Source organism: Streptomyces sp. NPDC006259 (assembly GCF_042870975.1).
In the GTDB taxonomy this organism is placed as follows: Bacteria; Actinomycetota; Actinomycetes; order Streptomycetales; family Streptomycetaceae; genus Streptomyces.
Map to the genome: position 1 here is coordinate 434342 of NZ_JBIAHY010000006.1, position 17850 is coordinate 452191.

The following is a 17850-nucleotide window of genomic DNA, read 5'->3' on the forward strand; positions in this document are numbered from 1 at the left end:
GTTCGGCGACCGGGACGACGGCACAGTGCGGGACCGCGAGGAGCGCAGGGGTGGCGCTCTTCGCCGGGGGATGACGCGAGCCGGATCGTGACGGGCCACGGGGGTCGTATCACTCATCACCGGGGTAGCGAGGAACAACAGGGGGAAATCCGAGGGGGAGGAGCGACGCACCGCCATGGGTGAGGTCTTCGCCGCACGGTACGAACTCGCCGACCCGATCGGCCGCGGAGGGGTCGGCGCCGTCTGGCGTGCCTGGGACCATCGCCGACGCCGCTATGTGGCGGCCAAGGTGCTCCAGCAGAGCGACGCCCACGCGCTGCTCCGTTTCGTGCGTGAGCAGGCGCTGCGCATCGACCATCCCCATGTCCTCGCTCCCGCCAGCTGGGCCGCCGACGACGACAAGGTCCTCTTCACCATGGACCTGGTGGCCGGCGGCTCCCTGGTCCACCTCGTGAACGACTACGGCCCACTGCCTCCCCGCTTCGTCTGCGCACTCCTGGACCAGCTGCTCTCCGGGCTCTCCGCGGTCCACGCGGAGGGCGTGGTCCACCGTGACATCAAGCCCGCCAACATCCTGCTGGAGGCCACCGGTACGGCCCGGCCGCGGCTGCGGCTGTCCGACTTCGGCATCGCCATGCGGTTGGGCGAACCGCGGCTGACCGAGACCAACCTGGTGGTGGGGACGCCCGGTTACCTCGCCCCCGAACAGATGATGGGCGCCGATCCCGACTTCCCCGCCGACCTCTTCGCCGTCGGCCTGGTCGCCCTGTACCTCCTGGAGGGCGCCAAGCCGGACGCCAAGGCCCTTCTTCAGTACTTCGCGGATCATGGAACTCCGGGCGCTCCCCAAGGAGTTCCCGAGCCGCTGTGGCAGGTCGTGGCCACGCTGCTGCAACCGGATCCCCAGGCCCGCTTCCGCACGGCCACGGGAACGCGCAAGGCACTGGCCGCGGCGGCCGAGCTGCTCCCCGACCCCGGCCCGGACGACGAAGAGATCGAGATCTTCGACCAACTCGGGCCTCTCCCTGCGGGGTTCGGACCGCAGGGCCCTCTGAGACCGGCACCGGGGGTCGCCGGACCCGCGCCCCGCGGGCGGATCTCCCCACAGCGAGACACCAGCGGCGCCCTCTCCGGCGAGCACGGCCACGATCCCCTCCCGGCATGGCCAGGCACGGGTTCCGTCCCGTCCGGAACTCCGGCCCCGCCCTCCGCGCCACCCGCCGTGCGGCCTTCGGCGCCGCCGCGACGGGATCCCGTACCTCACGGCCGCCCGGAGCCGAGTGCGGGCGCCTTACCGCGCAAGGCCGGCGCCGACAACGCCGTACCGGCCGGGTCTCCTCCGCCCGGCGGTCCCGGTGCGGCGGGCGTTCCGGCACCGGCGCCGGCCGCGCCGCCTCGCCCTCCGGAAGCCGGCGATCCACGTCAGCCGGTGCGGGCCTCGTCCGCCGGCCCCGTCCGCTCCATGTCGGACACCGGCAGCTTCCCCCTGCCGCCCCCACTGGATCCGGGCGCCGCCGCCCACCGGCAGGCCCCCGCTCCCAGCGCCCCGGGCGACTCCACCTTCGTCCTGCCGTCCCGGCCCGCACCGGCCCGGCACGTCGACACCTCCACCGCCTCCTACACCGCGCAGGACCCCCAGGCACCCCCTCCCACAGGCCCAGTCGCCGCCCCACCGGAACGCGTCCGCCGCCGCGGCCACCGCCGTGCCCGGGCGGCGCGACGCCCCGGCCCGCCCACCAAGGTCGCTCTGCCGCTCCTGCTGCTGGCGCTGGTCTGCTACGCCGTCGGATTCTGGGCGCTGGCCCGGATCTGAGCGGAGGCGCGACGCCGGGCCGTCACCGTCCACACACCCAGCACCAGCAGCAGCGCGCTGCCGGTACCGATACCGCCCACGGCGACCGCCGTCATCGCCCCTGCGCCCCCAGCGCCGTCGCCGCCCTCGGCCGTACCACCGGCCGGGGTGCTCCGACCGCCGCCCGTGCCGGTGTCGACGACACCGCTGGGCACCGACCGGCCCTCGTACCCCGGTCCGGCCTGCGCGGCCCCGCCGATCCGGACGCGCAGCCTCATCCCGTAGGGCCCGTCGCCGAAGCGTTCGCCGACGCGCGCCGACAGGTATACGGACAGGTAGTGGAAGCCGGCGAACCGCAGGCTCTGGGTCGGGTCGGTGGGGGCGTACCGGTTGACGTACCGGACCGGTGGCAGAAGAGGCAGGGAGGTCGACTTCTGGGTGCCCCCGTAGCCGATGCTCGTGTCGGCGATCTCGGCGCGCACCGGGTTGTAGGCGGTCAGGTCGAGGGCCGGGACCACGAATCCCGAGTCCGCGCCCGCGCTGTCCAGGTCGACGGTGGCGTACAGCTGCTGCCCCCAGCCGACCGGAACCTTGTAGAAGAGGGTCTGTCCGGGGACGATCTCGTCCCGCCAGACACCCTGTCCCACGGCGGCCGCGCCGGAGAAGCCCCCACCGCCCGGCCGGTCCACGGGCTCCCCGACGAGGGGCGCCGGCGTGGCGGAGTTCCAGGCCTCGGGCACACTCGTCGCGCCTGCCCCGGCCAACGGCGGCTCGGACACGGGCGCCAGCTCCAGCTCCCAGGGCCGGCCGGTCTCGGTGCCGGTCTCGGTGCGCTCGACCACGAGGAAGTAGGTGCCCGCCTCCTGGCAGAGCCCCTTGCCGACCAGGATCTCGCGCGCGCCCCAGGCGGTGATCGGGTGGGGGTCCCTTGAGGCGCCCACGGTCACGGTGTCGTAGGAGCAGCTGCCGCTGTCGGCGTTCTGTACGGAGACCTTGACGCCGTCGCCGCTGGCGAGCGTGGTGCCCGCGCGCGGGACGGCCGTGACGGAGACGTACGCGTTCGAGGCGTCGTCGAGTTCCAGCCGGTAGAACACCTTCCCGCTGCCCGCGAGAGCGCTGCGGTAGGTGGTGCCCGGCTCCAGACGTACGGCGTCGGTGGTGCCCTCGGCGGCGGCGATGGCGCGGGCGTCGCGGTCGAAGGCGTAGGCGGGCACGTCGGCCGCACCGGCGGCCGCGGCCACGGTCCCCGGCAGCCCGGCCGAGGCCACGCACAACACCGCCGCCACGGCGGCGACCCGCCCGACGGCCGTCCGTGCCACGACCTCGCGCAGTGCGGTCACCCACCCCGTACGCCGGTCCATCACACGCCCCCTCGCCCAAGTCCTCGTCGGCAGCGGCCCTGACCCGACCTGGCGCTGCCCTGCCCCGGCCGCGTCCCGCCGGCCCGGGCCATCCTGCCCCGCCGACCGACACCCCGCCCGCGCATACCGCGCGAACGTCCGAAACGGCTTCCCCTAGACCGGGTCGGCGTGCCCCGCAACACAAAGCCCCGACCGCTCGAAGCGGCCGGGGCTTGATCAGTTCTCGGTACCAGTGCTCATGAACCCGTGGGCACGGAGTCGGTCGCCTCCGTCCACAGATCCTGCTCGGCGCGATCCGCCTGGATCTGGCGGTACACGAGGAGCCCGCCGATGGCGGCCAGTGCGACCAGGAGAAGCTTCTTCACCGCGCGACCTCGTCTTTCCTTGACGTAGGGGACCTCTGGCGCCCGACTATACACACCGACCGATATCGATCGGTGACCTGCCTCGGCCCCTCAACTGCCGCCCTCGGCAGCCCAGTAGACGAGGGCGCGGCACAGGATCGGACCCTCGGATCGGAGGGTGATCCCACTCGCACGGACGGTGACTTCGCCCCTCTTCGATGGCTTATCGGCCTCCTTGCACCCATCCGTGTGGTGTTCATCGGAACAACGCCACGCCACGAGCGTCGGTCCACCACTTCGCGCTCCCCATACACATCATGAGGAAAGTACGCAAATCGCCCAACCCGAAAGTGAGGGGCCATGACCGACAACCGGGTCATGAAGCTGTGGACCGCCATCATCACCGCCTTCCTCGCGCTGTGCACGGCGCTCGGACTCGTCACCACCACCGCGTCGACGGCGGTAGCGCAGAGCGAGCCGACGCGCAACAGCGGCGACAGCGGCAGCGCCGTACCGGCGAACGTGGCGGCCGAGTCCCCCTGGGCCTGGCTACTGGCCCGGTCCCTGCCCCCCACGATGAAGCAGCGCATCCACGCCGAGGCCCACGGCAAGTCCCCCAGCTGCCGCCGGCGCCCTCTCCCCGAGACCGAAGCGGACGACCGCCTCGCGGCCCCCTGCTCCACCGAGACCGAGACCGACCCTGCCGCCGAGCCCGCCACGCCCCTCCAGCGCTGACACCCCGGCACCTCGTGCCGAACCGCACCGCGATCACGACGTAACGGCGAACTTGCGTACAGCCGCATGATGCAGGCCCGGCAGCTCCCCCCGGAGCAACCGGGCCTTCGCCATGCCCACTCCCGGCCACCGGCGCTCCCACCCACTCCCCCCAAGGCCGACACACCGGACGACACCCGCTCCACCAGCGCAGGACGGAGGCGGGCAGGGAGAAAACGGAGGGCGGAAGGCGGAAGGCGGAAGCAGGAGGCGTGGACAGAAGGCGGAGGCAGGAGGACCACGGGACGAGGGCACGGACCGGTACCCAGCACCCAGCACCCAGCACCCAGCACCCAGCACCGGAACGCGATTTCCCGGCAACGGTCACCCGGGATCGCCTTCGCCCTGCATCCAGCCGGCTCCGCCCACCACCACCCCTGGCACACACGCCGAAGGCCCCCGACCTGATCGGTCGGGGGCCTTCGTACTGGTGGGGCTAACAGGATTTGAACCTGTGGCCTCATCCTTATCAGGGATGCGCTCTAACCAACTGAGCTATAGCCCCGCCGCGCCTTGCGGTGTGTGTCCCGCGCGCTGACCCCTGAAGATTAGCGCACGACGCGGGCAGTCCCAAAATCGGTTGTCGCCGGAGGTCGGGCGGGGGTTTGGAACGACGGTGGCGACCAAGTCACTCGTCTTCGGCGAGGGTCAGCTCGACGCCGCCCACGAAGCCCGCGGAGAGGTTGTAGATGAACGCGCCGAGCGTCGCGAGGGCCGTCGCGAGGACGACGTCGATGACCGCGATGATCGACGTGAACAGCAGGACGTTGGGCAGGGAGAGGAAGGACTGGAGGTCGAATCCGTTGGACTCGTTCGAGCCGGTCGCCTCCGAGATCGTGCCGCCGACCGTGGAGAAGACGCCCATCGCGTCCATGACCATCCACAGGACGGCGGCCGCGATGATCGTGCAGATGCCCAGCGCGATCGACAGCAGGAAGCTGACCTTCATCACCGACCACGGGTCGGCCTTCGCCACCCGCAGCCGCGCCTTGCGCACCCGGGGCGTGGTCCGGGCGCCGGTGCGCGGTCGGCGCACGGCGTCGCCCGGGGCGGGGGTGGAGTAGGCCTGCGGCGGGTGGTAGGGCCCGGCGGCCTGCTGTCCCTGGCGTTCACCGGGCAGCGGGGAGGCCTGCTGGGCCTCCGGACCTGCCTGCGGCTGCGCCTTGCCGCCGGCGGCGGCCTTGCCCGCTCCAGCGGCGTACTGCCGGGCCTGCGGGCCTCGGGTGTCCGTCACAGTTCCCCCCTGGGATCCATGTGTGTCGGCCGGCTGCGAGTCCTTCGCGGGCGACTTGATCGCCTGGAGGTTGGTCGTGTGCGGATCCGTCACGCGCGCGTCGGCCGCTCGGGCGTCGGTTCCCCGCCCGTCGGTGGGCCGCGCGTCGGTCGTCCGCGCGTCCTTGTTCACCGCGGCGGAGCCACGGCCGCCGTCCGTTTCCGTACCGGCTGAGGTGCCGGTCGAAGGGTCGGCAGAGGTGCCGGCCGATGTTCCGACCGAACCGGCGCCCGTGGCTCCGCTCACGATGACTCACTCCTCGTCCTACTCGGTCGAGGGCGCCTCACCCTCGTCCGTGCCGCTGGTCGCGGCGTCCTCGGCGATGTCGTCCACGGCGATGTCGCCGTCGACCTCCTCCGCCTCGCGCCCCGCCTCGGCGTTACGAGCGATGCCGACCACGGCATCGCGCTTGCCCAGGTTGATCAGTTGGACGCCCATGGTGTCACGGCCCGTCTCCCTGATCTCGTTGACTCGCGTACGAATCACACCGCCGGACAGCGAGATGGCGAGGATCTCGTCGGTCTCCTCGACGATCAGCGCGCCGACCAGTGAGCCGCGGTCCTCGACGATCTTGGCGGCCTTGATGCCGAGGCCGCCGCGACCCTGGACGCGGTACTCGTCGACGTTGGTCCGCTTCGCGTACCCGCCGTCTGTGGCAGTGAACACGAACGTACCGGGTCGAACAACATTCATCGACAGCAGCTCGTCACTCGAACGGAAACTCATGCCCTTGACGCCCGAGGTGGCGCGGCCCATCGGGCGCAGAGTGTCGTCCGAGGCGGTGAACCTGATCGATTGGGCCTTCTTGCTGATCAGCAGCAGATCATCGTCGGCCGAGACGAGTTCGGCTCCGATCAGTTCGTCGTCGGATCCGTCCTCCCGCTCCCGCAGGTTGATCGCGATGACACCGCCGGAACGCGGCGAATCGTAATCCTTCAGAGGCGTCTTCTTGACCAGACCGCCCTTGGTGGCCAGGACCAAGTACGGCGCCGCCTCGTAGTCGCGGATCGCGAGGATCTCGGCGATCGCCTCGTCCGGCTGGAAGGCCAGCAGGTTCGCCACGTGCTGTCCGCGCGCGTCCCGCCCGGCGTCGGGCAGCTCGTAGGCCTTCGCGCGGTAGACGCGGCCCTTGTTGGTGAAGAACAGCAGCCAGTGGTGCGTGGTGGAGACGAAGAAGTGGTCGACGATGTCGTCCTCCTTCAGCTTCGCGCCCCGTACGCCCTTGCCCCCGCGCTTCTGCGCCCGGTAGTCGTCGGTCTTGGTCCGCTTGACGTAGCCACCGCGCGTGACGGTGACGACGATGTCCTCCTCGGCGATGAGGTCCTCGATGGACATGTCACCGTCGTAGGGGATCAGCTGGGTCTTGCGGTCGTCGCCGTACTTCTCGACGATCGCGGCCAGCTCCGCGCTCACGATGCCGCGCTGGCGGACCGGCGAGGCGAGGATCGCGTTGTACTCGGTGATCTTCGCCTGGAGTTCGTCGTGCTCCTGGACGATCTTGCGACGCTCCAGGGCGGCCAGCCGGCGCAGCTGCATCTCGAGGATGGCGTTCGCCTGGATCTCGTCGATCTCCAGGAGTTCCATCAGACCCGTGCGCGCGATGTCGACGGTGTCGCTGCGCCGGATCAGCGCGATGACCTCGTCGATGGCGTCCAGGGCCTTCAGCAGACCGCGCAGGATGTGCGCGCGCTCCTCGGCCTTGCGCAGCCGGAACTTCGTACGCCGGACGATGACCTCGATCTGGTGCGTCACCCAGTGCCGGATGAACGCGTCCAGGGACAGCGTGCGCGGCACGCCGTCGACCAGCGCCAGCATGTTGGCGCCGAAGTTCGTCTGGAGGTCGGTGTGCTTGTAGAGGTTGTTCAGGACGACCTTGGCGACGGCGTCCCGCTTGAGGACGATCACCAGGCGCTGCCCCGTGCGCGACGAGGTCTCGTCCCGGACGTCCGCGATGCCACCGATCTTGCCGTCCTTCACCAGGTCGGCGATCTTCTGCGCGAGGTTGTCCGGGTTGACCTGGTACGGCAGCTCCGTGACCACCAGGCACTGGCGGTTCTGGATCTCCTCGACCTCGACGACCGCGCGCATGGTGATGGAGCCACGGCCCGTGCGGTACGCCTCCTCGATGCCCTTGCGGCCGACGACGAGGGCACCGGTCGGGAAGTCGGGGCCCTTGATGCGCTCGATCAGCGCGTCCAGCAGCTCCTCGTGCGAGGCCTCCGGGTTCTCCAGGTACCACTGGGCACCGGCGGCGACCTCGCGCAGATTGTGCGCGGGGATGTTGGTCGCCATACCGACCGCGATACCGGCCGAACCGTTGATCAGCAGGTTCGGGAAGCGGGCCGGCAGGACGGTCGGCTCCTGGGAGCGGCCGTCGTAGTTGTCCGTGAAGTCGACGGTCTCCTCGTCGATGTCGCGGACCATCTCCATCGACAGCGGCGCCATCTTGCACTCGGTGTACCGCATGGCGGCCGCCGGGTCGTTGCCCGGCGAGCCGAAGTTGCCGTTGGAGTCCACGAGCGGCATGCGCATCGACCACGGCTGGGCGAGACGGACCAGCGCGTCGTAGATCGAGGAGTCGCCGTGCGGGTGGTAGTTGCCCATGACGTCGCCGACGACGCGGGCGCACTTGTAGAAGCCGCGCTCGGGACGGTAGCCGCCGTCGTACATGGCGTACAGGACGCGGCGGTGGACGGGCTTGAGGCCGTCCCGCACGTCCGGCAGCGCACGCGAGACGATGACGGACATCGCGTAGTCGAGGTACGAGCGCTGCATCTCCGTCTCGAGCCCGACGGGCTCGATGCGCATGGCGATCTCGCCGCCCTCTTCAGGGCCGGCGGGAGTGTTCTGGTCGGTCATTGCTGGTGTTGATCCTTCCTGGTCCGGTCAGCTGAGACCGACTCAGATGTCGAGGAAGCGGACGTCCTTGGCGTTGCGCTGGATGAAGGCACGGCGTGCCTCGACGTCCTCGCCCATGAGGACGGAGAACAGGTCGTCGGCCTGGGCGGCGTCGTCCAGGGTGACCTGGCCGAGGACGCGGTGCTCCTGGTCCATCGTCGTGATGCGCAGTTCCTCGGCGTTCATCTCGCCGAGACCCTTGAAGCGCTGGATGGAGTCCTCACGGATCCGCTTGCCTCGCTGACGGCCCATCTCGATCAGCGCGTCGCGCTCACGGTCGGAGTACGCGTACTCCATGTCGTCCCGGCCCCACTTGATCTTGTACAGCGGGGGGCGGGAGAGGTACACGTGCCCGGCCTCGACCAGCGGCCGCATGAAGCGGAACAGGAAGGTCAGCAGCAGGGTGCTGATGTGCTGGCCGTCGACGTCGGCGTCCGCCATCAGGATGATCTTGTGATAGCGGAGCTTCGCGATGTCGAAGTCCTCGTGCACGCCCGTGCCGAAGGCGGAGATCAGCGCCTGGATCTCCTGGTTCTGCAGGATCTTGTCGATCCTGGCCTTCTCGACGTTGAGGATCTTGCCGCGGATCGGGAGGATCGCCTGGTACTGCGGGTTCCGGCCGGACTTGGCCGAGCCGCCGGCGGAGTCGCCCTCGACGATGAAGATCTCGCACTTGGTGGGGTCGTTCGACTGGCAGTCGGACAGCTTGCCCGGCAGGGACGCCGACTCCAGCAGACCCTTGCGGCGCGTCAGGTCGCGGGCCTTGCGGGCCGCCACGCGCGCGGTGGCCGCCTGGATGCCCTTGCGGATGATGTCCGCCGCCTCGACCGGGTTGCGGTCCAGCCAGTCGTTGAGGTGCTCGTAGACCGCCTTCTGGACGAAGGTCTTGGCCTCCGTGTTGCCCAGCTTGGTCTTGGTCTGGCCCTCGAACTGCGGTTCGCTCAGCTTCACCGAGATGATCGCGGTCAGACCCTCGCGGATGTCGTCACCCGTGAGGTTGTCGTCCTTCTCGCGCAGCAGCTTCTTGTCGCGCGCGTACTTGTTGATCAGCGAGGTCAGCGCCGCCCGGAAGCCCTCCTCGTGCGTGCCGCCCTCGTGCGTGTGGATGATGTTGGCGAAGGAGTACACGCCCTCGCTGTAGCCGCTGTTCCACTGCAACGCGACCTCGAGGGACAGGTTCTTGTCCTTGTCCTCGGCCTCCAGGTCGATGACCGTCGGGTGCACCGCTTCCCCCTTGCGGGAGTTGAGGTACTTCACGAAGTCGACGATGCCGCCCTCGTAGTGATACGTGACGGACTTGACCTCGTCCTTCAGGTCGGCGCCCGCCTCGTCCGCACCGGTGACGGCCTTCGCCGACTCGCGCTCATCAGTGAGTTTGATCGTCAAACCCTTGTTGAGGAACGCCATCTCCTGGAAGCGCCGCGAGAGCGTCTCGAAGGAGTACTCGGTGGTCTCGAAGATGTCGCCGTCCGCCCAGAAGGTGACCGAGGTGCCGGTCTCCTCGGTGGCCTCGTGCTGGGCGAGCGGGGCCGTCGGCACGCCCATCTTGTAGTCCTGCGTCCAGCGGTGGCCGTCTGTCCGGACCTCGACGGAGACCTTCGACGACAGGGCGTTCACCACGGAGACGCCCACGCCGTGCAGACCTCCGGAGACCGCGTAGCCGCCGCCGCCGAACTTGCCGCCCGCGTGCAGCACGGTCAGCACGACCTCGACGGCCGGCTTCCCCTCGGAGGGGACGATGCCCACCGGGATGCCACGGCCGTTGTCGACGACGCGGACCCCGCCGTCGGCCAGGATCGTCACGTCGATGGTGTCCGCGTGCCCGGCCAGCGCCTCGTCGACGGAGTTGTCGACGACCTCCTGCACCAGGTGGTGCAGGCCGCGCTCGCCGGTCGAGCCGATGTACATACCGGGTCGCTTGCGGACCGCGTCCAGGCCCTCGAGGACGGTGATGGCGCTGGCGTCGTAGGAGGCCGTGACCTCGCTGCCGGAGGTCGCGGCCTTGCTGGTGACGCCGGCGTCGGTGGACGGGATGTTCTCGTTGGGGTTGCCGGAATCGGCCACGAAGCGCCCTTTCTGGCACAGCACGAGCCGGGCTCGTCGGCGGGTTGCCGGAGCGGCTGCGGCATGTTGCGTTGGTAAGCCTTGATCAGCGTTGCTCAGCGTCTCCCGGGCGGTCCCCACGTGCGGGGCGGGATTCTCTTCCAGTCTACCGGTAGCGCCGACAGTGATGGGGGTTTGCCGGTACCTGAGTACGCATGTGCCGCCCTCAACCGGTCTCCACCGGGTCCCCATATACGGAGCGGGCCCCCAAGAGGCTCACGGAGGCACTCAGCGCTTCCAGGTGTCAACCCTTGGCTACCGGCGAGTCAGCTCCGGATCGGCCACCGGGCCCACAGCGCTCACGGACCCCTCGAACCAGGTCCGAACCCTGCGCGGGCCTCACAGGGCCGTACAGGCCCGCACGCGACGAAGGCCGGGACGGTACGACAACTCCGCCCCGGCCACATCACGTGACACAAGTCACCCGTAGGTGTCGCCGGGGCCCTTGCTGCCCGGGGCCCGCAGCGGGCCGTAGCGCCGCGGCGGACCCGCCGGCCCCTGGACCCTGATCTGCCGCACCCTGCCGTGGCCGAGGTCCTCGTTGAGGCGGGCGACCAGCGTCGGAGCCAGCAGCCGCAGGTTCGTCGCCCAGGCCGTGGAGTCGCAGCGCACGAACAGCACCCGCTCCTCCTCGTCGTACCGCTCCGGGTCGCAGTGCTTGGCGACGTCCGCGCCGACGATCTGCGGCCAGCGCCCCATCACCCCGCCCACCGCGGCCGGCGCCTCCCAGCCGCGCTCGGTGAGGAGCCGGTTGATCGCCGACCCCAGCGCCATGGGATCGCGCCCGTCCGCGCGCGCGCCGGAGCGCAGGCCGCCCCCGCGCCGCGCCTGCTTCTTCTGCTGCGCCGCGTCCCCCCGCGCGCGTGCCTGCTCGCGCGCCGCCCTCAGCGCCACGCGCGCGAGGTCGACACCGGACGGCTCGGGCGTCTTCTTCGGCTCCGGCACCGTCATACGCGCTCCACCGTCCCCTCCGCCACGCCGTACCGCGCACCCGCCAGCACATGCGGCACGTCGTCGTCGACGGCGGCCGTGACCAGCACCTGCTCACCCGGCGCGACCAGCTCCGCCAGCCGCTCCCGGCGCCGGGTGTCCAGCTCCGCGAACACGTCGTCGAGGATGAGGACCGGCTCATTGCCCTCGGCCCGCAGCAGGTCGTACGAGGCCAGCCGCAGAGCCAGCGCGTAGGACCAGGACTCGCCGTGGGAGGCGTATCCCTTGGCGGGCAGCTGACCGAGCTTGAGCAGCACGTCGTCCCGGTGCGGGCCCGCGAGGGTGACGCCCCGCTCGATCTCCTGCTTGCGGACGTCGGCGAGCGCGCCCGTCAACTGCTCGTAGAGGTCCTCGCGCGTGTGCGCCTCGCCCGGCGCCGACGCCTTGTACTCCAGCGCGACCGGGCCGCCGCCCGGAGCCAGCTGCTCGTACGCCTTGTCGGCGAGCGGCTGGATCGCGGCCACCAGGTCGAGACGGTGGGCGAGCAGCTCGGCGCCCACGCGCGCGAGGTGCTGGTCCCACACGTCGAGCGTGGACAGGTCCATGGTCCGCCCACCGTGCCGACGAGCCAGCGCGGCGGACTTCAGCAAGGTGTTGCGCTGCCTGAGCACCCGCTCGTAGTCGGACCGCACGCCCGCCATCCGCGGAGAGCGCGCGGTGACCAGCTCGTCGAGGAACCGGCGCCGCTCACCGGGGTCCCCCTTCACCAGGGCGAGATCCTCGGGCGCGAACAGCACGGTCCGTACGATTCCCAGCACGTCACGCGGCTTGACCTGCGAGGACCGGTTGATGCGGGCGCGGTTGGCCCTGCCGGGGTTCAGCTCCAGCTCGACCAGTTGCTGCCGCTCGCCCTGCCGGACCTGCGCCCGGATGACGGCGCGGTCGGCGCCCATCCGGACCAGGGGCGCGTCGGAGGCGACCCGGTGACTGCCGAGGGTGGCGAGATAGCCGACGGCCTCGACGAGGTTCGTCTTGCCCTGCCCGTTGGGGCCGACGAAAGCGGTGACGCCCGGGTCGAGCGGGACTTCGACCCGGGCGTACGAGCGGAAGTCGGCCAGCGACAGATGCGTGACGTGCATGGTCGTCTCACCGACCTCCCCCGGCGTCGTGGACCGCGGAGCGGTCCGGTGACGGACCGCCGGAACGGCGGCCCGGTGGACTACTTCTTCGCCGACTCGACGGCGTGGCCGCCGAACTGGTTGCGCAGCGCCGCGATCATCTTCATCTGCGGCGAGTCCTCCTGGCGGGAGGCGAACCGCGCGAACAGCGAGGCCGTGATCGCCGGCAGCGGCACCGCGTTGTCGATCGCGGCCTCCACGGTCCAGCGGCCCTCACCGGAGTCCTGCGCGTAGCCGCGCAGCTTGTCGAGGTGCTCGTCGTCGTCGAGGGCGTTGACCGCCAGGTCCAGCAGCCAGGACCGGATGACCGTGCCCTCCTGCCAGGAGCGGAACACCTCGCGGACGTCGGTCACCGAGTCGACCTTCTCCAGCAGCTCCCAGCCCTCGGCGTAGGCCTGCATCATGGCGTACTCGATGCCGTTGTGGACCATCTTCGCGAAGTGGCCGGCGCCGACCTTGCCGGCGTGCACCGCGCCGAAGTCGCCCTCGGGCTTGAGCGCGTCGAAGACCGGCTGCACCTTGGCCACGTCCTCCGCGTCGCCGCCGTACATCAGCGCGTAGCCGTTCTCCAGGCCCCAGACGCCGCCGGAGACGCCGCAGTCGACGAAACCGATGCCCTTCGCGGCCAGTTCCCCGGCGTGCTTCTCGTCGTCCGTCCAGCGGGAGTTGCCGCCGTCCACGACGACGTCACCCGGCTCCAGCAGCTCGCCCAGCTCGTCGACGGTCGACTGGGTGGCGGCACCGGCCGGGACCATCACCCAGACGACCCGCGGGCCCTTGAGCTTGCCCACGAGCTCGGCGAGGCTGTGGACATCGGCGAGGTCCGGGTTGCGGTCGTATCCGACGACGGTGTGGCCTGCGCGGCGAATCCGCTCACGCATGTTGCCGCCCATCTTGCCGAGGCCGACGAGACCTAGCTCCATCAGTTGTTCCTTAGGTCGCTGTGTGGCGTGCAGGGCATCTTCGTACCCATGTCCGAGCCTAAACCCGGACCGTCACGCACACCTGTGGGCATACGCGCTCAGACGTACGGCCCATCCGCGCTCTCACCTGCGGCTTCACCCACAGGCCGGGAGGAGTCCTCCACGGCCTGTGGACAAGTCCGGGCGGCTCAGCCGCTGAGACGCACCGGCATGATCAGGTACTTGTAGGCCTCGTCCGCCTCCGCGTCCAGCGCCGGCCTGCCACTGAGCAGCGCGGGCTTGGTGGACGTCGTGAAGGACAGCTGGGCCACCGGGGAGTCGATGGCGCTGAGCCCGTCCAGCAGGAAGGTCGGGTTGAAGGCGATCGAGATGTCGTCGCCGTCCAGCTGGGCGTCGACCCTCTCCACAGCCTGTGCGTCGTCGCTGGAGCCGGCCTCCAGGATGAGCACGCCCTGCTCGAAGCTGAGCCGCACCGGGGTGTTGCGCTCGGCGACCAGGGCCACGCGCTTGACGGCCTCCACGAAGGGGGCCGTCTCGATCACGGCGATGGAGTTGAACTCCGTCGGGAACAGCGTGCGGTACTTCGGGAGGTCGCCCTCCAGCAGCCGGGTCGTCGTTCGGCGACCGGCGCCCTCGAAACCGATCAGGCCCTCGCCGGCGCCCGAGCCGGACAACGCGATGGTGACGCTGTCGCCGCTCGTGAGCGCCTTGGCGGTGTCCAGGAGCGTCTTGGCGGGCACCAGGGCGACCGCGGAGGCGTCCGGGTTCTCCGGCTTCCACAGGAACTCGCGGACCGCGAAGCGGTAGCGGTCCGTGGAGGCCAGCGTCACGGTGTCGCCCTCGATCTCGATGCGCACACCGGTGAGGACGGGCAGCGTGTCGTCACGGCCGGCCGCGATGGCGACCTGGGCGGCGGCGGAGGCGAAGACCTCGCCGGGAACCGTGCCCGTCGCGTTCGGCATCTGGGGCAGCGACGGGTACTCCTCCACGGGCAGGGTGTGCAGGGTGAACCGCGAGGAGCCGCAGACCACCGTGGCCCGTACACCGTCTGTGGAAATCTCCACCGGACGGTTGGGGAGCGCGCGGCAGATGTCCGCGAGCAGCCGGCCGGAGACGAGGACCGTGCCCTCCTCCTCGACCTCGGTCTCCACCGACACGCGTGCGGAGACCTCGTAGTCGAAGCTGGAGAGGCTGAGGGCTCCGGCCTCGGCCTTCAGCAGGAGGCCGGCGAGGACAGGCGCCGGCGGACGGGCCGGGAGGCTGCGCGCCGCCCAGGCCACTGCCTCCGCGAGTACGTCGCGTTCCACCCGGATCTTCACTCTTGCCGCCTCCTGCTGTTGCCGGCGCTTCTCGCCCTGCCTGGCCTTCGTCGTCTGTCTCGGTGTCGTCGGCCCCGGTGAGGGGAAGGACCACCGGGGACCAGTCTGACGCACCGCACTGACAGTAGGTGCCCCTCGGGGTCAAGTCGTGCCGAGGGGCAGCCGGGGCCCGGACAGCGAGTTGTGCACAGCCCCCCCTTCGAACCGGACTTCTCGCTCTCTCCAGTTGGGAGTAGTAGTAGGGGCTGTGGATACGGTGGATAACCCTGTTTCCGCAGCTCAGAGGCGAGATTTTGTCCACCGGTCCTGGGGACGGAGGCGGTGGACAACCGGGGCCTTCTGTGGAGAACAGAAAGTTCTGCACACTCCATGCACAGGATGAGGCGACTTCTCCCCAGGAGCGTCCCCAGGTTTACCCGGCTTTCCCACAGCCCAACCCGGCACCTTCGTGTGACGCCTTTCACTCGACCCGGTGAGGAGGCGCTGCGGGTTGCCGAACAGTGGACAGCCATGTGGAGAAGCCCGTGATCGCTGGGGACAACCGGCCGAAGCCTGTGGGTTCGCGGTGGACAACTGCGTGCACAGCCTGTGGATCATTTTCTCGTCCACACCCTGTGGATAACTTTTGTCCACCAATCCACAGCCAGGTGACCTGCCCTGATTCTCTTCCACCCAGGGCGCCTGTGGACAGGATCTGGACAACTCGGCAGTCCCCAGGGTGTGGACGGAAGAAAGTCACCGAATCTGTGGAGAGAGGCCGTAACCCGGCCCGTAATCGAACAGCGGATGACCGGGCACCGGCCCGAGGTACGAAGAAGGGCGCCCCGGGATCGCCCCCGGAACGCCCTCGACAGGTCCGTGCGGCTGTGTCAGCCCGCCTTGATGCGGTTCGTCAGCTCGGTCACCTGGTTGTAGATGGAGCGCCGCTCGGCCATCAGATTGCGGATCTTGCGGTCCGCGTGCATGACCGTCGTGTGGTCGCGTCCGCCGAACAGGGCGCCGATCTTCGGCAGCGAGAGGTCCGTCAGCTCCCGGCACAGGTACATGGCGATCTGCCGGGCCGTCACGAGCGCCCGGCCCCGCGAGGTGCCGCACAGGTCCTCGACCGTGAGCCCGAAGTAGTCGGCGGTCGCGCCCATGATGGCCGTGGAGGTGATCTCGGGCGCCGAATCGTCGCCGCCGGGCATCAGGTCCTTCAGGACGATCTCGGTCAGGCCGAGATCCACCGGCTGCCGGTTGAGCGACGCGAAGGCCGTCACCCGGATCAGCGCGCCCTCCAGCTCGCGGATGTTGCGCGAGACGCGTGACGCGATGAACTCCAGCACCTCCGGCGGGGCGTTGAGCTGCTCCTGCACCGCCTTCTTCCGCAGGATCGCGATCCTCGTCTCCAGCTCGGGCGGCTGGACATCGGTGATCAGACCCCACTCGAAACGGTTCCGCAGCCGGTCCTCCAGCGTCACCAACTGCTTGGGCGGCCGGTCGGAGGACAGCACGATCTGCTTGTTGGCGTTGTGGAGCGTGTTGAAGGTGTGGAAGAACTCCTCCTGCGTCGACTCCTTGTCCGCCAGGAACTGGATGTCGTCGACGAGCAGGATGTCCATCTCGCGGTACCGCTTGCGGAAACTGTCGCCCTTGCCGTCGCGGATGGAGTTGATGAACTCGTTGGTGAACTCCTCCGAGCTGACGTACCGCACCCGCGTGCCCGGATAGAGGCTGCGCGCGTAGTGTCCGATGGCGTGCAGCAGGTGCGTCTTGCCGAGGCCGGACTCCCCGTAGATGAACAGGGGGTTGTACGCCTTCGCGGGCGCCTCGGCGACGGCGACCGCGGCGGCGTGCGCGAAGCGGTTGGAAGCGCCGATCACGAACGTGTCGAAGAGGTACTTCGGGTTGAGCCGGGCGGTCGGCTCGCCGGGGCCGCCGGCCGGCGCGGGCTTCGCGCCCAGTGGACCGGACGCGCCGGACTGACCGTGGCCGACCGGGCCCCGGTGCGGATGACCGCCGCCGCCCGAGGACTCCGGCATCTCCCGCCGGGTGGGATCGCGCTGGTCGTACTCGGGGCGCGACTGCTGGTACTCCGAGCGCTTCTGGTCGTAGGGCGAGCGGTCGTAGGCCGGCCGCTCCATGGCCTGCGGCCGGTAGTCCTGCGAGGAGGAGCCGTAGGAGTCCTGGTCCTGTGATCCGTACCCGTCCTGGGAGGGCGGACCGTAGGAGTCCGGCCCGGTGGGGCCACCGTAGGAGTCCTGCGACGGCGAGGCGTACGGGTCGCGCTCGGGGAAACCGAGACGCTGCTGCTGCCATCCGTACTCGTCCTGCCCGGAGCGGGGCCAGGCGCCGGGCTCGGGCCGCTGGTACTCCGACGGGTAGGCGGGCCGCGCGGTGGGCAGCTGGTCCTGGCGGGAGCCCTGGTCGCCGCCCCCCTGAGGCGGATCGGCCCGGTGCCGGCCGTACCCCTGGTACGGGTTGTCGCGCGGGCCGTCGTACTGGCCGGGCTGGTGTTCGGGTTCGGCGTAGCGCGAGCCCCCCGGCGAGGCGGGAGGCTCGCCCGCGGAGTCGTCGACGGTGATCGCGATGCGGATCGGCCGGCCGCACTCGCGGCTCAGCGTCTCGCTGACCACCGGGGCGAGGCGGCCTTCCAGTACGCCCTTCGCGAATTCGTTCGGCACGGCGAGCAGGGCGGTGTCGGCGACCAGGGCGAGCGGCTGGCAGCGCCTGATCCAGTGTTCGTCCTTCACCTCGACACCCTGGCCGCGGCCCTCACCGAGGAGCTGCTCCAGTACTCGTGGCCACACTGCGGCAAGATCGGCAGGCACGTCAGCCACAGGGCACGCTCTCTCGTGGGTCCCACGTTCGTGTGAGGGTGGGACGGTTGGGGATTCGCATCGGGCAGGGCAGGGACAAAGGAACGAATCGGAGTTCAGCCACGGTAGTCAGGGCGACGGCTGCGGTTCAAGTTGT

General features: G+C 70.1%; 12 protein-coding genes and 1 tRNA gene. 2 read left to right on the forward strand and 11 right to left on the reverse strand.

The features are described from left to right. Positions 1 to 175 precede the first annotated feature (175 nt). A complete protein-coding gene (locus tag ACFYO5_RS26495) occupies positions 176 to 1813 on the forward strand; it encodes a protein kinase (RefSeq protein WP_388713163.1) in 1638 nt (545 codons plus the stop codon). On the opposite strand, the gene ACFYO5_RS26500 is transcribed toward ACFYO5_RS26495, so the two are convergent. Both ACFYO5_RS26500 and ACFYO5_RS26505 read right to left on the reverse strand, forming a co-directional pair. Continuing rightward, positions 1777 to 3153: a hypothetical protein gene (locus tag ACFYO5_RS26500; RefSeq protein ID WP_388713166.1), complete on the reverse strand. Its 1377-nt coding sequence runs from the start codon at positions 3151 to 3153 to the stop codon at positions 1777 to 1779. The two genes, ACFYO5_RS26495 and ACFYO5_RS26500, sit on opposite strands and share 37 nt — an antisense overlap. A gap of 236 nt (positions 3154 to 3389) precedes the next feature. Continuing rightward, entirely contained in the window at positions 3390 to 3518 is a 129-nt protein-coding gene (locus tag ACFYO5_RS26505) for a DLW-39 family protein (protein WP_003999697.1), read from the reverse strand. A gap of 339 nt (positions 3519 to 3857) precedes the next feature. On the opposite strand from ACFYO5_RS26505, the gene ACFYO5_RS26510 reads away from it, so the two are divergent. Next, a complete protein-coding gene (locus ACFYO5_RS26510) occupies positions 3858 to 4232 on the forward strand; it encodes a DUF6344 domain-containing protein (RefSeq protein WP_388713169.1) in 375 nt (124 codons plus the stop codon). A 467-nt stretch (positions 4233 to 4699) separates the two neighbouring features. Here ACFYO5_RS26510 and ACFYO5_RS26515 read toward each other — a convergent pair. From ACFYO5_RS26515 to dnaA, 9 genes are all read right to left on the reverse strand, one after another. After that, positions 4700 to 4776: transfer RNA gene (locus tag ACFYO5_RS26515), tRNA-Ile, on the reverse strand. 123 nt (positions 4777 to 4899) lie between these two features. Then, positions 4900 to 5790, reverse strand: a complete 891-nt coding sequence (locus ACFYO5_RS26520) for a DUF3566 domain-containing protein (RefSeq protein ID WP_388713172.1) — start codon at positions 5788 to 5790, stop codon at positions 4900 to 4902. Between the two features lie 18 nt (positions 5791 to 5808). Further along, positions 5809 to 8403, reverse strand: a complete 2595-nt coding sequence (gene gyrA / locus ACFYO5_RS26525; protein WP_356561093.1) for a DNA gyrase subunit A — start codon at positions 8401 to 8403, stop codon at positions 5809 to 5811. A 42-nt stretch (positions 8404 to 8445) separates the two neighbouring features. Beyond that, a complete protein-coding gene (gene gyrB, locus ACFYO5_RS26530; RefSeq protein ID WP_388713176.1) occupies positions 8446 to 10506 on the reverse strand; it encodes a DNA topoisomerase (ATP-hydrolyzing) subunit B in 2061 nt (686 codons plus the stop codon). Between the two features lie 459 nt (positions 10507 to 10965). Further along, positions 10966 to 11496 (reverse strand): DciA family protein, encoded by a 531-nt coding sequence (locus tag ACFYO5_RS26535; protein ID WP_356561097.1) that lies wholly within the window; start codon positions 11494 to 11496, stop codon positions 10966 to 10968. Further along, complete coding sequence (gene recF, locus ACFYO5_RS26540; protein WP_388713180.1) at positions 11493 to 12614, reverse strand: DNA replication/repair protein RecF; 1122 nt, start codon at positions 12612 to 12614, stop codon at positions 11493 to 11495. Before recF ends, ACFYO5_RS26535 begins: the two co-directional genes overlap by 4 nt. Before the next feature lie 80 nt (positions 12615 to 12694). Further along, positions 12695 to 13576: a phosphogluconate dehydrogenase (NAD(+)-dependent, decarboxylating) gene (gene gnd, locus ACFYO5_RS26545; RefSeq protein WP_388713183.1), complete on the reverse strand. Its 882-nt coding sequence runs from the start codon at positions 13574 to 13576 to the stop codon at positions 12695 to 12697. 188 nt (positions 13577 to 13764) lie between these two features. Then, complete coding sequence (gene dnaN, locus ACFYO5_RS26550; RefSeq protein WP_356561103.1) at positions 13765 to 14895, reverse strand: DNA polymerase III subunit beta; 1131 nt, start codon at positions 14893 to 14895, stop codon at positions 13765 to 13767. A gap of 869 nt (positions 14896 to 15764) precedes the next feature. After that, a complete protein-coding gene (gene dnaA / locus ACFYO5_RS26555; RefSeq protein WP_388713188.1) occupies positions 15765 to 17714 on the reverse strand; it encodes a chromosomal replication initiator protein DnaA in 1950 nt (649 codons plus the stop codon). Positions 17715 to 17850 lie beyond the last annotated feature (136 nt).